General features: G+C 71.4%; 20 protein-coding genes and 1 tRNA gene. 7 read left to right on the top strand and 14 right to left on the bottom strand.

The annotated features are described in order from the left end of the window. Window positions 1-73 precede the first annotated feature (73 nt). The gene (locus tag ASF75_RS15580) at window positions 74-688 is read left to right on the top strand and encodes a carbonic anhydrase (protein ID WP_017886730.1); all 615 of its coding nucleotides are present in this window, start codon (window positions 74-76) and stop codon (window positions 686-688) included. Between the two features lie 107 nt (window positions 689-795). Next, window positions 796-2199 (top strand): class II fumarate hydratase, encoded by a 1404-nt coding sequence (locus tag ASF75_RS15575; RefSeq protein ID WP_082509792.1) that lies wholly within the window; start codon window positions 796-798, stop codon window positions 2197-2199. 93 nt (window positions 2200-2292) lie between these two features. Here ASF75_RS15575 and ASF75_RS15570 read toward each other — a convergent pair whose 3' ends face one another. The 3 genes from ASF75_RS15570 to ASF75_RS15560 form a co-directional block, all read right to left on the bottom strand. Then, entirely contained in the window at window positions 2293-3654 is a 1362-nt protein-coding gene (locus tag ASF75_RS15570) for a PhoH family protein (protein WP_175470777.1), read from the bottom strand. 486 nt (window positions 3655-4140) lie between these two features. After that, entirely contained in the window at window positions 4141-5250 is a 1110-nt protein-coding gene (locus tag ASF75_RS15565; RefSeq protein ID WP_056072846.1) for an aminotransferase class V-fold PLP-dependent enzyme, read from the bottom strand. Window positions 5251-5414: 164 nt separating this feature from the next. Continuing rightward, a complete protein-coding gene (locus tag ASF75_RS15560) occupies window positions 5415-6200 on the bottom strand; it encodes an isoprenyl transferase (protein WP_031259495.1) in 786 nt (261 codons plus the stop codon). 97 nt (window positions 6201-6297) lie between these two features. Between ASF75_RS15560 and trhA the strand changes: the two genes are divergently transcribed. Then, the gene (trhA, locus tag ASF75_RS15555) at window positions 6298-7005 is read left to right on the top strand and encodes a PAQR family membrane homeostasis protein TrhA (RefSeq protein ID WP_042537844.1); all 708 of its coding nucleotides are present in this window, start codon (window positions 6298-6300) and stop codon (window positions 7003-7005) included. A gap of 111 nt (window positions 7006-7116) precedes the next feature. On the opposite strand, the gene ASF75_RS15550 is transcribed toward trhA, so the two are convergent. Both ASF75_RS15550 and mca read right to left on the bottom strand, forming a co-directional pair. Next, window positions 7117-7422: a hypothetical protein gene (locus ASF75_RS15550; protein WP_017886736.1), complete on the bottom strand. Its 306-nt coding sequence runs from the start codon at window positions 7420-7422 to the stop codon at window positions 7117-7119. After that, window positions 7419-8309, bottom strand: a complete 891-nt coding sequence (gene mca / locus ASF75_RS15545) for a mycothiol conjugate amidase Mca (protein ID WP_139179747.1) — start codon at window positions 8307-8309, stop codon at window positions 7419-7421. The genes ASF75_RS15550 and mca overlap by 4 nt, the downstream gene beginning before the upstream one ends. Window positions 8310-8328: 19 nt before the next feature. Here mca and ASF75_RS15540 point away from each other — a divergent pair, with 19 nt between their 5' ends. Together ASF75_RS15540 and greA are read left to right on the top strand one after the other, a co-directional pair. Beyond that, window positions 8329-8820: a DUF4307 domain-containing protein gene (locus ASF75_RS15540; RefSeq protein ID WP_017886738.1), complete on the top strand. Its 492-nt coding sequence runs from the start codon at window positions 8329-8331 to the stop codon at window positions 8818-8820. 71 nt (window positions 8821-8891) lie between these two features. Beyond that, window positions 8892-9380, top strand: a complete 489-nt coding sequence (gene greA, locus ASF75_RS15535; RefSeq protein WP_017886739.1) for a transcription elongation factor GreA — start codon at window positions 8892-8894, stop codon at window positions 9378-9380. A gap of 148 nt (window positions 9381-9528) precedes the next feature. On the opposite strand, the gene ilvA is transcribed toward greA, so the two are convergent. Then, window positions 9529-10788, bottom strand: a complete 1260-nt coding sequence (ilvA, locus tag ASF75_RS15530) for a threonine ammonia-lyase (RefSeq protein ID WP_017886740.1) — start codon at window positions 10786-10788, stop codon at window positions 9529-9531. A gap of 48 nt (window positions 10789-10836) precedes the next feature. After that, window positions 10837-12096 (bottom strand): AI-2E family transporter, encoded by a 1260-nt coding sequence (locus ASF75_RS15525; RefSeq protein WP_042537710.1) that lies wholly within the window; start codon window positions 12094-12096, stop codon window positions 10837-10839. Window positions 12097-12188: 92 nt separating this feature from the next. On the opposite strand from ASF75_RS15525, the gene ASF75_RS15520 reads away from it, so the two are divergent. Continuing rightward, window positions 12189-13484: a winged helix-turn-helix domain-containing protein gene (locus ASF75_RS15520; RefSeq protein WP_056072843.1), complete on the top strand. Its 1296-nt coding sequence runs from the start codon at window positions 12189-12191 to the stop codon at window positions 13482-13484. 4 nt (window positions 13485-13488) lie between these two features. Here ASF75_RS15520 and ASF75_RS15515 read toward each other — a convergent pair whose 3' ends face one another. Together ASF75_RS15515 and ASF75_RS15510 are read right to left on the bottom strand one after the other, a co-directional pair. Next, window positions 13489-14391 (bottom strand): M48 family metalloprotease, encoded by a 903-nt coding sequence (locus ASF75_RS15515; RefSeq protein ID WP_056072840.1) that lies wholly within the window; start codon window positions 14389-14391, stop codon window positions 13489-13491. Window positions 14392-14410: 19 nt separating this feature from the next. Then, entirely contained in the window at window positions 14411-14992 is a 582-nt protein-coding gene (locus tag ASF75_RS15510; protein ID WP_056072837.1) for a LemA family protein, read from the bottom strand. A 218-nt stretch (window positions 14993-15210) separates the two neighbouring features. Here ASF75_RS15510 and ASF75_RS15505 point away from each other — a divergent pair, with 218 nt between their 5' ends. Next, a complete protein-coding gene (locus tag ASF75_RS15505) occupies window positions 15211-17637 on the top strand; it encodes an Ig-like domain-containing protein (protein WP_156463919.1) in 2427 nt (808 codons plus the stop codon). 115 nt (window positions 17638-17752) lie between these two features. On the opposite strand, the gene ASF75_RS15500 is transcribed toward ASF75_RS15505, so the two are convergent. From ASF75_RS15500 to ASF75_RS15480, 5 genes are all read right to left on the bottom strand, one after another. Then, the gene (locus ASF75_RS15500; RefSeq protein ID WP_017886745.1) at window positions 17753-19093 is read right to left on the bottom strand and encodes a threonine/serine exporter family protein; all 1341 of its coding nucleotides are present in this window, start codon (window positions 19091-19093) and stop codon (window positions 17753-17755) included. Between the two features lie 183 nt (window positions 19094-19276). Further along, window positions 19277-19350: transfer RNA gene (locus ASF75_RS15495), tRNA-Leu, on the bottom strand. A gap of 72 nt (window positions 19351-19422) precedes the next feature. Next, complete coding sequence (locus ASF75_RS15490) at window positions 19423-20898, bottom strand: NAD(P)/FAD-dependent oxidoreductase (RefSeq protein WP_017886746.1); 1476 nt, start codon at window positions 20896-20898, stop codon at window positions 19423-19425. A 40-nt stretch (window positions 20899-20938) separates the two neighbouring features. Continuing rightward, on the bottom strand, window positions 20939-21487 hold the full coding sequence (locus ASF75_RS15485; protein WP_056072833.1) for a DUF501 domain-containing protein: 549 nt from the start codon (window positions 21485-21487) through the stop codon (window positions 20939-20941). A gap of 68 nt (window positions 21488-21555) precedes the next feature. Beyond that, window positions 21556-22089 carry an FtsB family cell division protein gene (locus ASF75_RS15480; protein ID WP_017886748.1) on the bottom strand — a complete coding sequence of 178 codons (534 nt, stop codon included), beginning with the start codon at window positions 22087-22089 and terminating at the stop codon, window positions 21556-21558. Window positions 22090-22501 lie beyond the last annotated feature (412 nt).

Genomic DNA, 22501 nt, shown 5'->3' with positions numbered 1-22501 from the left:
CGACGACCGGCACGACCGCCGCCCGTCACCACCGCACCCGCCCCGCTGCGTCCCATCCGAACCGAGGAGTCCCATGCCCGACCGCGCCGCCTCCACCCCGTCCGACGCCCTGCGCCTGCTCGTCGACGGCAACGCCCGCTTCGCCGCCGACAAGCGCCGGATGGGCCGCGTGGACCCGGACCGCCGCACCGAACTCGAAGGATCGCAGTCGCCGTTCGCGACCGTCCTCGGCTGCTCGGACTCGCGGGTGCCGTTCGAGCACGTCTTCGACGCCGGCATCGGTGACCTGTTCGCCATCCGCAACGCGGGCCAGATCGTCGACGACGTCGTCCTCGGCTCGATCGAGTTCGCGGTCGTCGCGCTGGGCACCCCCCTGGTCGTCGTGCTCCGGCACACCCGGTGCGGTGCCGTCGCGGCCGCGCGCTCCGGTGAGCCCGTCCCCGCCCCGCACCTGCAGGCCCTCGTCGACGCGATCGCCCCGAGCGTCGAGAAGGTCCGGCGCACCGACGCCGAGCTGCCGCAGGAAGCCGTCGGCGCCGCACACCTCGAAGCGACCCTCCGCCAGGTGATCGAGCGCTCCGGCGCGGTCTCCGACGCCGTGGCCGAGGGTAGATTGGCCGTCGTCGGGGCGACCTACGACCTCGCCACCGGAGAGGTCACCATCGACACCGTCGTCGGCCAGGTCTGACCGACGCCGACACCGACCCCGACGACGACCGCCCCGGCGACCCCGGGGCGCAGGCACGGGCCGGCGCGACCGCGACCGGCGAGCACCCCAGGAAGGACCACGACGACGTGACCGACACCACCCCGACCGAGTTCCGCATCGAGCACGACACCATGGGCGAGGTACGGGTGCCGAAGTCGGCGCTCTACCGTGCCCAGACCCAGCGCGCCGTCGAGAACTTCCCCATCTCGGGCACCGGGCTCGAGTCGGCGCAGATCGTGGCGCTCGCGCGGATCAAGCGCGCCGCGGCCATCGTGAACGGTGAGCTCGGCATCGTCGAGCCCGCCGTCGCCGACGCCATCGCGGGTGCGGCCGACCTGATCATCGGTGGGCAGCACCACGACCAGTTCCCGGTCGACGTCTACCAGACCGGCAGCGGCACGTCGTCGAACATGAACATGAACGAGGTGCTCGCGACACTGGCGTCCGACATCGCGGGTTCCGCCGTGCACCCGAACGACCACGTCAACGCCTCGCAGTCGTCGAACGACGTCTTCCCCACCTCCGTGCACGTCGCCGTGACGGAAGCGCTCATCCGCACCCTCGTGCCCGCGCTCGAGCACCTCGCCGAATCGCTCGAGGCGAAGGCCACCCTGTGGGCCGACGCCGTCAAGTCCGGCCGGACGCACCTGATGGACGCCACGCCCGTCACCCTCGGGCAGGAGTTCGGCGGCTACGCCCGCCAGATCCGCCTGGGCATCGAGCGGGTGCAGGCAACGCTCCCCCGCGTCGCCGAGGTCCCGCTCGGCGGCACCGCGGTCGGCACCGGCATCAACACCCCCAAGGGCTTCCCGCAGCGGGTCATCGCCCAGCTCGCGAGCGACACCGACCTGCCGATCACCGAGGCCGTCGACCACTTCGAGGCACAGGGCGCACGTGATGCCCTGGTCGAGGCGTCCGGTGCGCTCAAGGTGCTCGCCGTCAGCCTGACGAAGATCAACAACGACCTGCGCTGGATGGGCTCCGGTCCGAACACCGGGCTGGGCGAGCTGCACATCCCCGACCTGCAGCCCGGTTCCTCGATCATGCCCGGCAAGGTGAACCCGGTGATCCCCGAGGCCACCCTGATGGTCGGCGCCCGGGTCATCGGCAACGACACCACCATCGCCTGGGCGGGCGCATCGGGTGCGTTCGAGCTGAACGTCGCCATCCCGGTGATGGGCACGGCGCTGCTCGAGTCGATCCGCCTGCTGGCGAACAGCTCGCGCGTGCTCGCGGACAAGACCATCGACGGGCTGCAGGCGAACCTCGAGCGTGCCCGCGCCTTCGCGGAGTCCTCGCCGTCGATCGTCACCCCGCTCAACCGAGTCATCGGCTACGAGGCGGCGGCGAAGGTCGCGAAGTACGCCGTCGCCGAGGGCATCACCGTGCGCGAGGCTGTCGTGGCCCTTGGCCACGTGGAGCGCGGCGAGGTCACCGAGGCGCAGCTCGACGAGGCGCTCGACGTCCTCAGCATGACCCACCCGAACTGACGCGACGCTCCTGACACATCCCCAGGACGGACGGGAGGCCCGGTGCCAGCTGGCACCGGGCCTCCCGTCCGTCACGTGGCGGCCCGACGCGCGCTACACCAGATCGGGCGAGTCCAGCAGGTCCGTGACCAGAGCGGCGATCGCGGAGCGCTCGGAACGCGTCAGCGTCACGTGCGCGAAGAGCGGGTGCCCCTTGAGCCGCTCGATGACCGACGCGATCCCGTCGTGCCGGCCGACCCGCAGGTTGTCGCGTTGCGCGACGTCGTGGGTGAGCACCACCCGCGAGTTCTGGCCGATGCGCGAGAGCATGGTGAGGAGCACGTTCCGTTCGAGCGACTGGGCCTCGTCGACGATCACGAAGGCGTCGTGCAGGGAGCGGCCACGGATGTGCGTCAGGGGCAGCACCTCGATCAGGCCGCGCTCGATCACCTCGTCGAGCACGTTGTCCGAGACCACCGAACCGAGGGTGTCGTAGACGGCCTGCGCCCACGGGTTCATCTTCTCGCCGGCGTCACCCGGCAGGAAGCCGAGGTCCTGCCCGCCCACGGCGTACAGCGGCCGGAACACCATGATCTTCTTGTGCTGTTGGCGTTCGAGCACCGCTTCGAGTCCGGCGCACAGGGCGAGCGCCGACTTGCCGGTGCCGGCGCTGCCGCCGAGCGAGACGATGCCGATCTCGGAGTCGAGCAGCGCGTCGATCGCGAGCCGCTGCTCGGCCGAGCGACCGCGGAGCCCGAAGACCTCGCGGTCGCCGCGCACCAGGGCGACTGCTCCGGCGACGTGCACGCGGCCGAGCGCCGATCCACGCTCGGAGTGGATCACGACCCCGGTGTTCACGGGGACGCCGTCGAGCTTCGCGGAGCGGATCTCCTCTTTCTCGTACAGGTCGGACATCTGCTCGCCGGACACCTGCAGGTCGGCGATGCCGGTGTAGCCAGAGTCGACCGCGAGTTCGGCGCGGTACTCCTCGGCCGCCATGCCGATCGACGACGCCTTGACCCGGAGCGGCAGGTCCTTCGACACGACGACGACGTCGAGCCCGTCGTTCTTCAGGTTCGACGCGACGGCGAGGATGCGGGAGTCGTTGTCGCCGAGCTGCAGGCCCGACGGCAGGACGGACTGGTTGGAGTGGTTCAGTTCGACGCGGAACGAGCCGCCGTCGCCGATCGCGATCGGGAAGTCGAGCCGCTCGTGTTCGATGCGCAGTTCGTCGAGCAGCCGGAGGGCCTGCCGGGCGAAGTACCCGATCTCCGGGTCGTTGCGCTTCGCTTCGAGTTCGCTGACGACCACCACGGGCAGGACCACGGCGTGCTCGGCGAAGCGGAACAAGGCACGCGGATCGCTGAGGAGCACCGATGTGTCGAGCACGTACGTGCGCTGGGCGACCGATGTGGACGAGTCCGCGGTGTGCTGTTCCTGTGTTCCGCGAGAGACGTTCTGAGAGGTCACGACCACTCCATCCCCGGGCCGCGACGGGCCCGGTCCTGTCCTCGAACGCGGCCACGGAGCGGGTCCCGAAGCACCGACTGTGGCCGCTTCGATCGGGCGCGGTGCCCGATGGGGACAACGTACGTCCGGCCCCCGACACCCCGCCAGCGACACGCGGTTTCTGGAGTTACGGTCGCGTGAACAACGCGAGCGCACCTCGTGACGCGGCTGGTCACAAGTTGTCTGTTGCGACCGCTCCAGCCGACAGGTGGTGACCACCCGGCGGACGTGAGCGTGGTTTCGTGACCGCGAGCAGGCAACGGACAGGAGGCCCGTGGCGGCCTGACACCGCGCCTCCAGGCCGTCCGTTGGTCGCGACTCGTCACGCGCGCGACGTCGACTGGTCACGAACCGTCGGCCGCTGCGGCGCCAGCCGACAGATGGTGACCACCCGGCGGACGTGAGCGGGGTGTCGTGACCGCCCGCGGGCCGCGAACCCGCAGCCCGCCGCTGCTACTGCATGGTGGCGTACGAGACGCAGGCGTCGCGGAACATGTCGAGGGTCTCGTCGGTGGTCGACGGGAACACCGACACGCGCGCGACCCCGAGCCGCGTGGTCGCGGTGACGCCGTGGTTGTGCATCGCCGCGGACAGGGCGGTCACGCGACCCTGCGTCGGCCGCAGCACCACGATGCCGGCGCGCTCTGCCGGGTCGCGGCTGGACTCGACCTCGAGCCCGAACTCGTCGGCGATCGCGAAGACGCGCTCGACGCGGTCGGCGACTCGCTCCTGCACGGCGGCGACACCGACGGCGGTGAGGCGCTCGAGCGACACCGCGAGCCGGGCCTGCGCGACCGGGTCGATGCGGGACATCTGGAAGCCTGCGGCTGCTGGACGGACGGCGGGGACCCCGGTCGGCCAGCCGGACGTGCCGTGCGGACCGGACAGCGCCGGACGGATCCGGTTCAGGGCGCGGTCGCTGAACGCAACGAAGCCGGTGCCCCACCCGGCGTGCAACCACTTCTGCCCGCCGGTGGCGACCACGTCGGCGACCTCGTACGGGGCGTCGACGACACCGAAACCCTGGATGGCGTCGACGATGAGCAGGCGGTCGCCGATGACCTCGCGGATGGCGGCGAGGTCGGTCAGGTAGCCGGTGCGCCAGTCGACCAGCGACACCGCGACGGCGGTCACCTCGTCGGTCAGGCGCTCACGGATCAGCTCCGGTGTCACCCAGCCGGCACCCGACTCGATGACGACGGGCTGCACCCGTCCTCCGGTGGCCGACGCAGCGCTGGCCAGTGCGAGCGGCAGGGACGGGTACTCGTCGGCGGACACGAGCACACCCCCGGTCAGGCCGAAGGCGGTGTGCAGCAGGCCGGGGGTCGTGGCGGCCTGCGAGACGACCTGGTCCTCGCGGCGGCCGACCAGCCGCGCGGCGACGGCGCGGACGCGGGCGTCCTGCTCGTCGAGGGTCTCCATCGCGCCGAACCGCATGTGGGCCTGGATCGTGCCGAGCACGCGCTGCTCCTCGAGCACGGCGGTCTGCACGGGGCCGAACGCAGCGTGGTCGAGGTAACCGGGGTCTTCGGAGAAGCCGGCGGCGTACTCGTCGATGTTCACAGGTGGTGCACCTTTCACAGGGTTGAACCCTGAGAGCCTACTGGGACGTGGCTCCGCCGACGAACCCGGTGCGGCAGGTGGCTGGTGGCTGGGCGACCAGCCGCGCCCGACCGCACTCAGCCGCGCTCGGTCGCCGAAGCGACGCTCAACGGACGAAGCGACGCTCAGCCGCCGAAGCGACGCGAGCGGAGCCCGAAGTCGCGGACCGCACGGAGGAAGTCGACCTCGCGCAGGTCCGGGTAGAACGCCTCGACGAAGTAGAACTCGCTGTGCGCGCTCTGCCACAGCATGAAGTCGGACAGCCGCTGCTCGCCCGAGGTCCGGATCACCAGGTCGGGGTCCGGCTGGCCCTGCGTGTACAGGTGGTCGCCGATGAGCTCCGGCGTCAGCACCTCGGCCAGGGTGTCGATGGTGCCGCCACCCGCGCCGTGCGACTGCACGATGCTGCGCATGGCGTCCGCGATCTCGCGACGGCCCCCGTACCCGACGGCCAGGTTGACGTGCAGCCCCGTGCGTCCGGCGGTGCGCTGCTCGGCCCGTTCGAGCGCGGTCACCAGGTTGTCCGGCAGCCCCTCGTTCGAGCCGACGTGCTGCACGCGCCAGTCACGGTTGTCGGCCAGGACCCCGGCGAGGTCGGCGATGATCCCGACGAGTTCCTCGAGCTCTTCGCCGCCACGACCCGTCAGGTTGTCGGCGGACAGCAGGTAGAGCGTCACGACCTCGATGCCGAGGTCGTCGCACCAGGTCAGGAACTCCGGGATCTTCGCGGCGCCGGCGCGGTGGCCGTGTGCGGCGGACTCGAGCCCGAGCTGCTTCGCCCAGCGGCGGTTGCCGTCCACGATCATGGCGACGTGCTTGGGCTTCGCGGCCCCTTCGAGCTGGCGGCGGATCCGGCGCTGGTAGGCGCGGTAGAGGATCCCCCGCCCTGTCCATCCCGCCGTCCCGGTCACGCACCGAGCGTAGTGCACCACCTGGACGAGAGCCCTGGGGGTGCCCGCTCTGCGGACACGTGGCGGTCGTTCGGGATCAGGCCCTATGGTCGGGTCCATGCAGGACGAGCACGAGACCGGCACCCTCCCCCACGTCCCGTTCACGGAAGAGGCGACGGCCCCCACGTCGGAGCCCCGTCCCGCCTGGCGCGGCTGGATCCACCTCGGCGCGTTCCCGTTCGCGATCGCGATGGGGGTCGTCCTGATCACCCTCGCCGACAGCACCGCGGCGAAGGTCGGCAGTGCCGTGTTCATGGCGACGTCGCTGGCGATGTTCGGCGTCTCGGCGACCTACCACCGGTTCCCGTGGGGGCCGAAGGTGAAGGCCGTGCTGAAGCGCATCGACCACACGAACATCCTGCTGCTCATCGCCGGCACCTACACGCCCATCGCGATCTGCGCCCTGCCGCACACGCTGATGGTCGTCGTGCTGTGGGTGATGTGGTCGGGCGCAGCGCTCGGCATCGCGTTCCGGGTGCTCTGGATCAACGCGCCCCGCTGGCTGTACGTGCCGATCTACCTGGTGCTCGGGTGTGCTGCCCTGGCGCTGCTACCGCAGTTCTTCGCGGCGAGCGTCCCGATGACCGTGCTCATCCTGTCCGGCGGCGTCGCGTACATCATCGGGGCGCTGGTCTACGGCTTCAAGCGGCCGAACCCGGTGCCGACGCAGTTCGGGTTCCACGAGGTGTTCCACGCCCTGACCGTCGTGGCGTTCGGTGCGCAGTGGGTCGGCGTGCTCATCGTCGCGCTGGACCCCGTGCGCTGACCGTCGCACGTTCCTGGTGCGCCCGCGCCCGATTCCGGTCGGCGCGCGCACAAGGCGGACGGGAGGCCCGTGGCGATGCCGCCACGGGCCTCCAGTCCCTACCCGGCCGCGTCAGCCGCGCTCGGTGTCGTCGCCGACGTCGGCCCGGCCGTCCTCGGCCGCCCGCCGCTCCGGCTCGTCCGTCGCGGTGCCGTCACCCGCGGTGCCGTTCGCCTCGGCCTCGAGCCGCTCCCGCACCTCGGCGCGGTAGCGGGTCCGGCGGATGCGCCGGGTCATGTCGACGACGAGCAGGATCGTCACGATGGCGACGAGCGCGATCGCGATGAACCCGACGACACCCGGGGTGACGTCGACGTCGGGGACGACCGAGGGGCTGGGACTGGGGGTGGCGGCGAGTGCCGCCGCGATGGTGCTCACGAGGTCGGTTCCTTGTCGGCTGGGATCCCGGCGAACAGGTCGGTCTCCGGGAGCTCGGTCGGCACGCGTGCCTCCACGAGCTGGTAGTCCTCGGTCGGCCACACCGTTGCGAGGAGGTCGTTCGGCCAGTAGAAGAAGGCGCTGTCCGGGGCGACCTGGCTGGCGTGCGCGCGGAGTGCGGCGTCGCGCTGGTCGAAGTACTCGTGCACGTCCACGTGGGTGGTGGCGAGGTCGGGCCGGTCGGCGAACCGCTCGACCCACTCGCGCAGCTGCTCGACCGCGGGGCTGTCCGGGTCGCGCTCCTGCAGGGCTTCGAAGATCGTGCTGAAACGGCGCGGGTTCATCGTGCGCTCGTAGTAGAGCTTCGCGATCGACCAGGGTGCACCGGCGGTCGGGTACGCCGACGGGTCTGCGGCGGCGGACCACGCGGCCATCGACACCTCGTGCGTGCGGATGTGGTCGGGGTGCGGGTAGCCGCCGTTCTCGTCGTAGGTGACGAGCACGTGGGGGCGGAACCGGCGGATCACGCGGACCAGCGCCTCGGTGCTGTACTCGAGCGGGACCGTCGAGAACGTGCCCGGCCGCACCGTCTCGCCCTTCTCGGCGTCGGGCAACCCCGAGTCGTGGTACCCGAGCCACAGGTGGTCGATGCCGAGTGCCTGCTGCGCCGCGGCCATCTCGGTGCGGCGGTACCCGGCCATGTCGCGGTGCGCACGGCTCGTCGCCGGCTCGCCGAGCTGGTCGTTCAGGATGTCGCCGGCCTCGCCGCCGGTGCAGGACACGACGAGCACCTGGTGCCCGTCGGCCACGTACTTCGCGGCGGTCGCGGCACCCTTGCTCGACTCGTCGTCGGGGTGGGCGTGGACTGCCAGCAGGCGGTAGGGCACGTGGGGTTCCTCACTGCGGGTGAGCGGCGTCGGACGCGGGCAGCGCACAGCATCGCGTGAACTACCCTGGGATCAGGATATCCACCCCGGGAGCCCCGAACTGTCCGAACAGCACCAGACCGCCACGCTCGACGAGCGCTACGGCCGCACCCCGGCCCGCAAGCGCCGCAGCCGCCTCTTCGCGATCGTCGCGGCCATCGCGGTCGTCGTGGTCTTCGGGGCGTGGGTGATCTGGGCGGGGCTCGACCAGTCCGATCGTGGCCTCGACCAGGACGTCATCGGGTACGAGGTCCTGTCCGAGCACAGCACCGTCGTCCACTCGCAGGTGTCCGTCGATCCGGGCGTCGAGGCGAAGTGCGCCGTCCAGGTGCTCGACAAGAGCTACTCGATCGTGGGCTGGAAGGAGATCACCGTGCCGGCGTCCGAACAGCGCAGTCGGAGCATCTCCACGCAGGTCACCACGACGACGCGGGGCGTGACCGGGTTGATCCACGACTGCTGGATTCCCTAGACTGTCCTGATTCGCCTCTCGAGACCGACCACTCGGCCGGTCTCGTTTTTTCATGGTCGAAGGGACAGAACATGAGCAACGACACGCAGGTCACCTGGCTGACCCAGGAGGCGCACGACCGTCTCAAGGCGGAGCTCGACGAGCTGAGCGGCGAGGGCCGTGCCGAGATCGCGCGCCGCATCGAGGCCGCTCGCGAAGAGGGCGACCTCAAGGAGAACGGCGGCTACCACGCCGCCAAGGACGAGCAGGGCAAGATCGAGGCCCGCATCCGCGTCCTCACCGAGCTCCTCAAGCACGCCACCGTCAGCGAAGCCGAGTTCGACGGCACCGTCGAGCCGGGCACCGTCGTCACGGCGGTCATCGCCGGCGACGAGTCCACCTTCCTGGTCGGCAGCCGCGAGATCGTGGCCGAGGGCTCGGACCTGACGGTCTACAGCCCGGTCAGCCCCGTCGGCGCGGCCATCGTCGGCCTCAAGGCCGGTGACAAGGCCACCTACACGGCGCCGAACGGCAAGGAGATCGCCGTCGAGGTCGTCAAGATCGAGCGCTACGAGCCGTAGACCCGGCCCACTGCAGACAGGAGGCCCGTGGCGAGACCGCCACGGGCCTCCTGTTTGTCCGCTGGTCGCGCCCAGGGCGCGGGGCGGACGCGGAACGACATGAACGCTGTCGCACGACAGCGTTCATGTCGCGTCAGCCCGTCGCGGACTAGTGCTCCAGGAGCTCGGGGCGGAACCCGACCTCGTGCAGACGCTGGATGACCTCTTGCGCGTGCTCGGGGCCGCGGGCCTCGATCGACAGGTCGAGCGCGACCTCGTTGATGACCAGGCCCTGCCCGTGGCGGGTGTGCAGCACCTCGACCACGTTCGCGCCGGCGTCCGAGATGACCTGGGCGACGCGGGACAGCTGGCCCGGGCGGTCCGGCAGCATGATGCGGATCCCGATGTACCGGGACGCTGCCACGAGACCGCGGGTGATCACGCGCTCCATCATCAGCGGGTCGATGTTGCCGCCGCTCAGCAGCACCACGGTGCGGCCGGTGTCGCGGACGGCGCCGGACATGATCGCGGCGACGCCGACGGCCCCCGCGGCCTCGACCACGAGCTTGGCGCGCTCGAGCAGGACGAGCAGGGCGCGGGCGGTGTCGTCGTCCGAGACGGTGACGATGTCGTCGACCAGGTCGCGGATGATCGGGAAGTTCAGGTCGCCGGGCCGCGCCACCGCGATGCCGTCGGAGATGGTCGGCTTCGTGGTGATCGTGACGGGTTCACCGGCGCGGATCGACGACGGGTAGGCAGCGGCGTTCTCGGCCTGCACGCCGATCACCCGGATCGGCCGACCGAGCCGTTCGGCCATGCCCTTGACCGCGAGTGCGATGCCGGAGATGACACCGCCGCCACCGATCGGCACCACCACGGTGTCGACGTCCGGCACCTGATCGATGATCTCGAGGCCGAGCGTGCCCTGCCCCGCGATGACGGCCGGGTGGTCGAACGGCGGGATGAACACGGCACCGGTGTGGGCGGCGAAGTCCTTCGCGGCGCTCAACGCCTCTTCCACGGAGTGGCCCCGCAGCACGACGTCGGCGCCGTAGTGGCGGGTGGCCTGCAGCTTCGGCAGGGCGACCCCGACCGGCGTGAAGATCGTCGCGGGGATCCCGAGCTCGCGCGCAGCGAGCGCGACACCCTGCGCGTGGTTGCCGGCACTGGCGGCGACGACGCCCTTGGCGCGCTGTTCGGCGGACAGGGTGGAGAGCCGGTTGTAGGCACCGCGTACCTTGTACGCACCGGTGCGCTGCAGGTTCTCGCACTTCAGGTGCACCGGGGACCCGAGCAGTTCGGCGAGGAACTGCGACGTCTCCATCGGGGTGACTCGCGCGACGCCCTTGATGGTCTCGCGCGCCGCCTCGATGTCCGCGAGGGTCGGGATCGCGGTGAGCGTGTGCGGGGATGCGCTGGTGTCGGTCACTCCCCCATCATCGTCGTTCCGAGCCGCGGCGGCGAACTCGTGTGACGCTCAGTTGGTGCTGGCGGTGCCTTCTTCGGCCGAGGGACCAGCGTCGACACCCGGGGCCGGGACGTCGTCGCCGACCTTGTGCCGGCGCCGCCGGAGCAACTGGATCTGGCCGTGCTGCCCGCGCTTCGGCGTCGCTTCGAGCACGTGGTCGGAGTCGAGCCGGCGCCAGCGGCCGCTCGCGATGGTGGTGACCATGGCGTTCAGCGTCGCGATCAGCGGCACGGCGAAGAACGCTCCGGCGATGCCGGCGAGACCCGACGCCGCGGTGACGCCGAGGACGACCGCGAGCGGGTGGACCTTGACCGCGTTGCCCATGACGAGGGGCTGCAGGATGTGCCCCTCGATCTGCTGCACGAGGAGCACGACGCCGAGGACCAGGACGGCGGCGAGGGGGCCGTTGAAGATCAGTGCGACGAACACCGCCAAGAAGCCCGTGACGATGGCGCCGACGACCGGGATGAAGGCGCCGAGGAAGACGAAGGCCGCGATCGGGATCACGAGCGGCATGCCACCGAAGAAGAGCCCGACGATGAAGGACCCCAGGCCGATGCCGACCGCGTCGACGAAGGCGACGAAGATCTGCACCCGGATGAAGCTCGTCAGGGTGATCCAGCCGGCGACACCGGCGCCGTCGACCGCTGCGCGCGCCTTCTTCGGGAACAGCCGGACGGACCAGCGCCAGACGTTCTTGCCGTCGATCAGCAGGAAGATCGTGGTGAACAGGGTGATGAAGAGCGCTGCGAACGCATGGGTTGCACCCGACCCGGCACTGGCGACACCGGACAGGATCGACGCGGAGTTGTCCTGCAGCCACTTCGTGCCGTCGTCGAGCCAGCCGTTGACGTCGGTCTGGCTGATGCCGAACCCGGAGTTCAGGACGAAGTCCTTGATGTTGGCGTACTGGTCGATCGTCCGGTCACGCAGGGACGGGTACGACGCGATCACCTGGTCGACGACGAGCCAGACCAGGGCACCCAGGGCCGCGACGCCGCCGAGCAGGCTCATGACGACCGCGAGCCACTTCGGCACGTGGTGCCGCTGCAGCCAGTTCGAGATCGGCACCAGGAGCGCCGAGACGACGATCCCGACCAGGAAGGGGATGAGGATCTCGCTGAAGACCGTGACCAGCCAGATGAAGACGGCGATCACACCGACGACGACGAGCGCTCGCCACGACCACGCACCGGCGATGCGGACGCCGATCGGGACCGATTCCTCGACCACGGGGTCGGGATGAGTCTGCTTGCTTCCCCATGCCATGGCCTGATTGTACCGACGTGCTTCCGGTCAGGTGCCAGATGCGGCATACGTGCATGGATCCTCGTGTCGGCGGCCTTCGGTAGCGTCGCCGCATGCCCAGGTCGACGCTCTCCGCCGCCGAGGCCCGTCGGGTCGCACTCGCCGCACAGGGGTTCGGACGACCACCCGCCGACGCGGTGTCGACACGTGCGGTGAACGCCGCGTTCGGGCGGCTCGGGCTGCTGCAGATCGACTCCGTCAACGTGTTCGAACGCAGCCACTACCTGCCGCTCTTCGCCCGGCTCGGTACCTACGACCGCTCGACGCTCGACCGGCTGACGCTCGGGCGGTCCGGCCCGTACACCGAGTACTGGGCGCACGAGGCCGCGTTCATCCCCCGCGACGACCTGCGGCTGTTCCGGTGGCGGATGGACGCCCTGCGGGAGCGCGACGCCGGACCGACCCGGATCGACGGGGTCACCCGGACCGCTGCCGTCCGCCGCGAGCTGCACGCCCTGCTGCGGGCCGAGGGGCCGATGCCCGCCAGCGCGGTGGAGCACGAGTCGAACGTGCGACGTGGGCCCTGGTGGGGGTGGAGCGACGTGAAGCTCGGGCTCGAGCAGATGTTCCGGTGGGGCGAGACGGTCAGCGCCGGACGCGCCGGGTTCGAGCGCGTCTACGCCCTGCCCGAGCAGGTGCTGCCCGACGGCTTCCTCGAGACCGCTCCGGCACGCGCCGACGCCGTGCTCGAACTCGTGCGTCGGGCATCGCGCGCGCTCGGTGTCGGCACCCGAGCGGACATCGCGGACTACTACCGACTGCGCTCCGACGACACCGCCGCCGCGATCGCCGCACTCGCCGCCGCCGGGGAACTCGTCCCGGTGCGGGTCGAGGGCTGGGGCGAGCGGGCCTGGCTCCACGCCGATGCGCGGGTACCCCGGCAGCTGACGGCGGACGCGGTGCTGAGCCCCTTCGACCCGGTCGTCTGGTTCCGACGGCGGGCCGAGCGGATGTACGGCTTCCACTACCGGATCGAGATCTACACGCCGGCGCCGAAGCGGGTGTTCGGCTACTACGTGCTCCCGGTGCTGCAGGACGACCGGCTCGTCGGTCGGATCGACCTGAAGAGCGACCGGCAGCGGGGCGTGCTCCGTGTCCGGACCGCGTGGCAGGAACCCGGCGAGCACCTGGACCCCGAGCGACTCGCCGAGACCCTGCGGCGGACCGCGAGCTGGCAGGGCCTGGGGGCGATCGAGGTGACCGATCGTGGCACCGCAGCACCTGCCGTTGCCGGAGCGCTCGGTCTCCCCCTGGTGCCGCACGTGTCCGCGGACGACACGGATGCGGCTCAGCCGGTCGCGCGTGCCGAGCAGGACGCGGCAGTCGACGACGCTGGTGACGCTCGCTGACCCGTCAGAACCGCTCGGCGTTCGCGCGCAGACGAGCGATGCGGTCGGGCAGCGGCGGGTGCGTCGAGAACAGCCGGTCCATCACCCCGGGGCGCATCGGGTCGGCGATCCACAGGTGCGCCATCGAGGAGTTCTGCGTCTGCACCGGACGGCCGTACGCCCCGAGCTTCTCGAGCGCCCGCGCCAGGCCCTCGGGGTACCGCGTGGTCATCGCGCCCGTCGCGTCCGCCAGGTACTCGCGCTGCCGGGACACCGCGGCTTGCACGCCCGCCGCGGCGATCGGGGCCACGACGACGGCGGCGATGCCGGCGATCAACAGGACCGGGTTGGCGCTGCCGCCGTTGTCCGAGTTGCGGTTCCGCCCGCCGGACAGACCGCTGAAGACCGAGATGCGGAGCAGGACGTCGGCGATGAATCCGACGGCCACGACGAGACCGAAGACCATCGTGGACACCCGGATGTCGTAGTTGCGGACGTGCCCGAGCTCGTGCGCCATCACGCCCTGCAGCTCCTGGTCGTCCATGAGCTCGAGCAGCCCGGTCGTCGCCGCGACGACCGCGTGCTCGGGGTCCCGCCCGGTGGCGAAGGCGTTCGGGGCGGGGTCGGGGATGACGAACACCCGGGGCATCGGCATGCCGGTCGAGATGGCCAGGTTCTCGACGGTGCGCCAGAGTCGCGGCTCGGCGGCCCGGTCGATCTCGATCCCACCCGCGATGGCGGTGGCCTGTCGTGCCGCCAGGAAGTACTGCAGCACGGCGTAGCCCAGTGCGACCACCAGGACGATGAACCCGATCGAGACGTTCCCGGCGAGGTACCCGCCGAGGAACCCGAGCGCACCGATGATCAGCAGGAACACCAGGACGATGACGACGGTGTTCCGCTTGTTCCGCGCGATGGCGCTGTACACGTCGGCTCCGACGCTGGGGTCAGAACTGGACGCGCGGCGGCTCGGCGATGGCCGCCGGCTCGTTCGTCTCGAAGAACGTGGCCTCGGTGAAGCCGCGGTTCTTCGCGAACGTGGAGTTCGGGAACACCCGGATCTTCGTGTTCAGCTCGCGCACGCCACCGTTGTAGAACCGTCGAGCGGCCTGGATCTTGTCCTCGGTGTCGACGAGCTCGGACTGCAGCTGCAGGAAGTTCTGGCTCGACTGCAACTGCGGGTACCCCTCGGCCACCGCGAAGACGCTCTTCAGTGCCTTCTGCATGTGTCCCTCGGCAGCGGAGGCCGTGTCGGCGTCACCGGCCGACAGGGTCTCGGCGCGGGCCTTCGTCACGTCGTCGAAGACCGCCTTCTCGTGCGTGGCGTACCCCTTGACGGTGTCGACGATCGTGGGGATGAGGTCGGCGCGGCGCTTCAGCTGCACCGAGATGTCGCTCCAGGCTTCGTCGACCCGCACCTTGAGCGTGACGAGGGCGTTGTACGTCACCCAGAGGTAGATCCCGATGATCACCAGGACGACCACCACCACTCCGACGACGATGAGCGTCGTGACGAGTCCGGTGTCCATGCGGGCGTACTCCTTTGCGCGTCGGGATCCGCGGTGCTGCGATGGCCTGAACGGCCGTCGTGAAGTCTATCGATGCAGTCTGCATGCTCCGTTCGCTGAGCAGTGTTCACGGCCGATTCCCGAGTCACGCACACCGCGCATTCGGACTGCTGCCCGATCCGCAACCTCATCCGCGAGGTGTATTGACCAGAGGCGCTCGATCCCGTGGGATGGGTCCGGTGAACACGCGCGGGGACAACGTGGACGAAGGGGCCGTCGGGGGCGACGGCCCTCGTCGTCGACCCCGCTTCGCCCTGCTCGCAGCGGCGACGACGGTCCTCGTCGCGGCCCTCCTCGGTGCCGCGGCAGCACCGGCCGTCGCGGTCGCCGTGACTGCGGAGCCCCAGGCCGCCGCGGCTGCGGAACCCCGAGCCGCCGTGGCTCCCACCGACGCGTCCCCGCCCACGGCCGAGCCGACGGCGAGTCCCGATCCGAGCGAGATCGCGCCGCCGAGCACGGGCCGACCGGGCGCTCCGTTGCCGACCCCCACGCGTCCGGCCGTGCGGCCCACGATCGCGGATCCCGGTGACGTCACGACGGGCACCACCCGCTTCCACGGCACCGGCACGCCGGGGCACAGCGTCCGGGTGTCCGGTCCGACCGCGACCGGTTCGTCCGGGTGCACGGCCCGGGTGGGGTCCGACGGATCCTGGGCATGCCTCGGCACCGTCCGGTCCGGCCCGCAGCAGGTCTTCACGGTGCGTGACCTCGTCGCCACCGGACTCCCCGTCGCGAACGCTCCGGCCTCGGACGTCATCGTCCCGCCGACCCTGCAGGCTGCCGGCCCCACCGGCGGCACCGTGTCCGGCACCGGGTTCCCCGGATCGACGGTGACGCTGTCGGTGTCCGGGTCCACGACCGAGCAGACCGCCCCGGTCGGCCCGGACGGTCGGTGGGTCGCAGCACTCGGCACCCGAGCGGACGGCCGGTTCACCGTGACCGCCTCGCAGACGGCCAGTACCGCGCGCGGCTACCGGTCCGACCTGCGGAGCGCGGCATCGGCGCCCGTGACGGTCACGGTCGACCGCACCGCACCGGCTGCCCCGCGCATCACGACGCCGGACGACGGCCAGCGGATCGGCACCCGGTCGACGACGGTGACCGGCACCGGCGAGCCCGGCGCTCGCGTGACGGTGTACGTCGATCGTGCTCCGGTGTGCGGCGTGGTGGTGGGGACGGACGCCTCGTGGTCGTGCTCCACCGCGGGATCGACCCTGCGCGCCGGCGAGCACCGGCTCACCGCGACGCAGCACGACGCTGCGGGCAACTACTCCCGGTCCTCGGCCGCCGTGCGGGTCACGGCGGGATCCGCGACGACGGCGCCGACCGGCACACCGACCCCGGGCGCGACGGACACCCCGGGGGGCCCCGGAGGGCCGACGCCGGGCTCCGACGCGACGGCGGGCACCCCCGGCACGGCGGGCACCGGCGTCGACGGCACGCCCGGCGCTGGCACGCCCGGCACCGGCAGCGGCACCGGAACCGGAACCGGAACGAACAGCGGCAACCACGGCAACGGTGGCAACGGCCCCACGGCCGGCGGTGGCTCAGGCAGCGGCAGTGGCTCCGGCACCGGCAGTCCGGCCGGCGTCGGCAGCGCCGGAGGACACCCCGACTGGTCCGGCCCCGCCGGCGACTGGACCGCGGCGACCTCCTACGACGGCACCGTCCCGACCATCCAGGCCGCGTTCTCGTGGCGGACCGTCCTGGTCGCCACCGCCGTCGCAGCCGGGTTCCTCCTGTTGATCGCCGCGCCGCTGGCGCTGGTGGCCGCCGTCGCCCGCGGCCGTCTCCGGTCGCCGTTCGCCGGGCTCCTCGGCCGCAACCGCTCCCGGTCCGACCGTGCCCGGGGCGACGACGTCCTGCCGACCTGGGCATCCATCACCATCGCGGTGTCCATCGCGGCCCTCTGCACCCTGCTCGGCGTCGGTGTCGAGCTCGAGGCCCGGTACGCCCGTCTGGCGATCGCGGTCCTCGCCGGTACCGCGGTCCTGACCGCCGCGGTCGTGTTCGCCACACGGTGGGCAGCGGGCAACGACCACCGGACCATCGGCTTCCGGGTGTCGCCGTGGCTGGTGCTCGCGGCGCTCGTGGCCTGCGGCATCACGCGTGTGGCCGACCTCTCCCCCGCCCTCATCGTCGGCGTCGTCCTCGTCCCGTCGGGCAGGCCCGGTCTGGGCACCGGCCCGCTCCGCCTCGGCACCGGGATCGCCGCGAGCGCCCGGGGAGCGACCTGGCGGGTGCTGGCCCTGCTCGGTCTCGCGGCGGTCGGCTGGGTGCTGCACAGCCTGCTCGCCGGCGGGGGCTTCTGGGTGTCGCTGGGGTCGGAGTTCGCCATCACGCTGTGCGTCGGCGGCCTGGGTGCCGTGGTCGCGACCCTGCTGCCCGTCACCGGGTCCGCCGGCAGCGCGCTGCTCGGCGCTTCGCGCGGTCGGTACGTCGCGCTCGCGGTGGTCGCCGTGGCGCTGACCACCGCCGTCTACTCGGGGACCACCGGAACGCACGCCGCCCCGGTACTGCTCGTCGGGATCGCCGCAGCGTGCGTGGCGGCCGCGATCGCGGCCCTGGTCTGGCTGCGCACCGAGCGGCGCGCGGCGCGCGTCTGAAACGAGCCGGGCCTCCTGACCGGGTCCGCTGGTCGCGTCACGACGGTGCTCGGACGGCGCTCGGACGGCGACGGCCTGGAGGCCCGTGGTGACGCCGCCCCGCGCCTGCCGTCCGTCAGCCGGTCGCGTCCACCGCGCGCCGCGGCGCGTTGCGGGCGAAGAGGCCGGGCAGGAGCCCGCCGATCTTCGTCCCGATGCACAGGCTGACGAAGGTCGCGAGCGGAGTGGCGAGCGCCTCGGGGTCGAAGGTGGCCACCGCCACCAGACCGACCGTCCCCGGCACGAGCAGCAGGAACGCCGGGAAGAACGACACCGTCGCCGGGATCGCCGGCACCAGCCGCTCGAGCAACCGTGTCGCGACGAAGAGCAGCGCCGCTGCGGCGCCGGTCGCGACGACACTGCCCCAGAGCGGCGTCGTCCCGCTCACCACGGCGTAGGCGGTGACCATGACCGCCACCGACACGAGCGTCAGGCGCCACCCGGACCGGAACACCAGGCCGAGTCCGACCGCGAGCACCACGACCGCCACCCACGAGACCCAGTAGACCGGCACGGCCTCCCAGCCGGCCAGGTCCGTGCCGACGCCCGCGACCTCGCCCACGAGCGCTGCCGACGACGGGTCCACGTGCAGCCCGGTCAGGGCACTGCCCGACGCGATGCCGGCGGCCATGAAGCCGAGCATGATGAGGCCCTGCACCAGTCGCGACGACCCGGTGACGATGTCCGCGGCGGTGAGTTCGAGCAGGGCATTGGTGATGAGGGCGCCGGGGACGAACACCGCCACCGGAGCGCACACGGCGAAGAGCGGGACCTGCTCGAACCCGGCACCCGCGGCGACGAGGCCGACGATGGCCGTCGACACGAACGCGGCCAGGAACGGGATGATCGCCACGGCCTCACGGAAGCGCCGGAGGACCAGGCCGATCACCCCGACCAGCCCACCGACGACGAGCGCCAGGACGATCGCCCACCACGGGCAGCGGAACACGACGGCCAGACCGGCCGAGGTCAGGGCGTTGCCGAGGATCCACGGCAGGGCGGGCGGCGGGACGGTGCCGGCGCGGATGGCCCGGACGCGGGCGGGGATCTCGGCGAGGGCGATGGAGCCGCTCTCGAGCCCGAGCACCACGCGGTTCGCACGAGCCGCCTGGCGGGAGGACAGTTCGATGCCCTCGGCGTTGACGATGGTGGCGGCGCCGGTGGAGACCTCGCTCACCATCACCAGGGCGGGCAGGACGCCGATCGCGAGCGTCGGTCCGACCCCGGCGGCGTCCCGGGCCTTCTCGAGCGCCGACCGGACGTCGGTGACGGAGCTGCCGGCGTCCAGGAGCAGCGCACCGAGGGTGCCGAGGAGCATGCCGACCGGGACGCTCTCGCCGTCGACGACCTCGACGTGGGCCTCCGGTCGGCGGAGGGCGTTCTGCAGGTTGGCGAGTGCGCTTCCGAGTCCGACCACGATCGTCGATGCTACTGGTCGCGCGGGTTCCGCGGGGTGCGCGGTAATTGGTACCCCCGGTGGGACTCGAACCCACAGCTCAGCGATTGTAAGTCGTGTGTCGGTTCTCGAAGTCGGTACCCCCGGTGGGACTCGAACCCACAACTCAGCGATTGTAAGTCGTGTGTCGGTTCTCGAAGTCGGTACCCCCGGTGGGACTCGAACCCACAACTCAGCGATTTTAAGTCGCGTGCCTCTACCGATTGGGCCACGGGGGCGGGCCGCAACAGCCTACCGATGCACGAAGGCGGTCACCCCGCACGGGGTGACCGCCTTCGTGGCGAGCGGTGCTACTTGGCGTCGGCCGGGGCCGTCACCGGCTCGGGGGCGTTGGAGACGTCCTTCGCGGGCTCGCCGTAGACGGGGCCGGCGGCACCGGCGACCTTGCCCTCTTCCGGAGCGGGGGCTGCGGCGGGCGCAGCCGGGGCCTCGGCAGCGGGCTTCGGACGGGACGCGAACGCCTCGAACGCGGCACGCGGGGTCTCGCGGTCGTCGAGCGACACGATGTCGCGGCCCAGGAAGAAGCCACCGACCCAGTCGCCGATGACGCGCCACTTGCGCTCCCACGACGGCATGGCCAGGCCGTGGTAGCCGCGGTGTGCACCCCAGGCCAGGAAGCCCTTCATGGCGAACTTGCCGGACTGGAACACACCGGTTCCCAGGCCGAGGCCCGCGACGGCACCGAGGTTCTCGTGCTTGTAGTCGGTCGTCGCCTCGCCACGGATGGTCGCGACGACGTTCTTCGCGAGCTGCTTGGCCTGGCGCACGGCGTGCTGGGCGTTCGGCACGCAGAACCCGCCGACACCGCCCCCGGTCAGGTCCGGCACGGCTGCGACGTCGCCGCAGGCCCATGCGTCGGCGATCACGCCGTTGTCGTCGACCACGCGCAGGTCGGGCTGCACGCGGATGCGACCGCGCTGCTCGAGCGGGAAGTCGGTGCCCTTGACCATCGGGTTCGCCATGACGCCGGCGGTCCAGATGATGAGGTCGGACGGGATCGTCTCGATCGCGCCGTCGCTCGTCTTGAGCTCGCAGACGCCGCCGACGGCCGAGGCCAGCTGCGTCTCGAGGTGCACGGTCGCGCCGCGCTCGGCGAGGTTCTTGAGCACCCAGTGCGAGGTCTCGAGCGAGACCTCGGGCATGATGCGGCCCATCGCCTCGACCAGGTGGAAGTGCGTGTCGTCGAAGGACAGCTGCGGGTGGCTCTTCAGCAGGTCGGTGACGAAGGAGCGGAGCTCGGCGAACACCTCGATGCCGGCGAAGCCACCACCGACGACGACGACGGTGAGCAGGCGGTCGCGCTCGGGACCGGCCGGCAGGTTCGCCGCCTTGTGGAAGTTGCTGAGGATGCGGTCACGGATGGACGCGGCTTCCTCGATGGTCTTCAGGCCGATGGCCTCGTCCGCGACGCCCGGGATCGGGAACGTGCGGGACACCGCGCCGGCGGTCATGACGATCTGGTCGTAGGACTCCTCCCACGCCTCGCCCTCGGTGGGGGTGATCGTCGCCGTCTTGGTGGCGTGGTCGACCTTGGTGACCTTCGCCGTGACGACGCGCGTCTTCTTGAGGTGACGGCGGTGCGCGACGACCGCGTGACGCGGCTCGATCGAACCGGCGGCGACCTCGGGCAGGAACGGCTGGTACGTCATGTACGGCAGCGGGTCCACCATGACGACCTCGGCTTCGCCCTGGCGAAGGTGCTTCTCGAGCTTCCATGCGGTGTAGAAACCGGCGTAACCGCCGCCGACGACGAGGATCTTGGGCACGGGGGATGATCTCCTTGGATGGGGGTGTGCGGGAGTCGGGTCAGACTTCGCCGCCACCCGCCCCGACTCCAGCGTCTGCACCGTCATCATACGCCCGGCACACACACCGGGAGGGCGACCAGTCCGCGCGCTCCAGCGCGAGGTCGCCGATGGGGTTGACGCCGGGTCCGGCGGCGAGGGCGTGTCCGACGAGGGCGTGCAGGCACTTCACGCGGGTGGGCATGCCACCGGCGCTGATGCCGTCGATCTCGTCGACGTGTTCGATCGACTCGCGGTCGGCCAGGTAGGCCTGGTGGGCCGCGCGGTACTGCGCGGCGACTGCCGGGTCCTCGAGCAGGGCTGCCAGCTCGGGCATGACCTGGTTGGCCTCGAGGGTGCTGACCGCAGCGGTGGCCGCGGGGTGGCACAGGTAGTAGAACGTCGGGAACGGGGTGCCGTTCGACAGCCGGGGCTTCGTGGAGACGACGGTGGGGTTGCCACAGACGCAGCGTGCCGCGATCCCGATGACGTCACGTGCCGGTCGGCCGAGCTGCGCCGACACGACCTGGACGTCGCGTTCGGAGGGCGGGTCGAAGGGAGGGGTCGTCACGGGAACGTGAGCCTACCGGAGAAGCGGAACCCCGCGCACCGTCGGCCCGGACGGCTCCGCGCCTCGGACTACTTGCTGTCGCCGGTACCGGAGACGTCGGGGGCGACGAGGTCGGCAGCACGCTCGTCCGTCAGTCCGGACTGCAGCACCGACGAGAGCATCGCCTGCACCCAGTCGACCTTGGGGGTCTGCACCTTGGCGCTCACGGGGGTGCCGGATTCGGTGGTCGGGGTCTTCGCGGCCCGCTTGTCCTCGGTGCCCATCACGAGGTAGCTCTCCTCGCCCGGGTACACGTAGAGCAGCCGGTCGCGGGCCTGCGCCTCGATGTAGGCCGGGTCGTCCCAGCGCGCGACGTCCTGCTTCTTCTGCGTGACGTCGGCCTTCTGGTTGGCGACCTCCTGCTGCTGCTGGGCGATCTGCTCCTGCTGCTGGATGAGCGTCCGGAGCGACGGCGCGAGCACCACCACGAACAGCACGATGATCGCGAGCATGAGCAGGCTGAACCCGGAGAAGTGGATCGAGCGGTACCAGGGGTGCGCGGGCGTGCTGCCGTCGGGCATCGCCACGGGGACGCGGCGGACGCGGGGCTTCTGGCTGGGCACGGTCCGACGATAACCCGCGCTGGTCGGTCGGGCAGCCCGGCACGCGGCCGTTCGGCGCCCTCTCAGCGTCTCGCGTCCCACGGTGCTGCCCACCAGAAGACGCCGTCGTCTCGTCGAGACGCCTCCGGATTCGACGGCGTCTCACGGACTTCGCGGCGTCAGGCTGACACGACGGCGTGACGCCGGCGACGGGCGGGTCCGGGTCCGATCGAGGCAGCCGGGAGGCACGGCTCCGGCCCGTCCGTCCGCCCCGCACTCGGAGTGGTCACCACACACCGCCCGACGCACGTCCGGTGGTCACGTCCTGTCGTCCGGGCCCGGGCCAGCCGACGACTCGTGACCACTCGACGCAGCGCGCGCGGCACGTCCTGACCGCTCGGCACGTCCTGATCGCACCGCGCGTGCTGACCGC

It is taken from the genome of Curtobacterium sp. Leaf154 (assembly GCF_001424595.1).
Taxonomy (GTDB): Bacteria; Actinomycetota; Actinomycetes; order Actinomycetales; family Microbacteriaceae; genus Curtobacterium; species Curtobacterium poinsettiae.
This window is presented reverse-complemented; position numbering and strand designations above follow the sequence as displayed.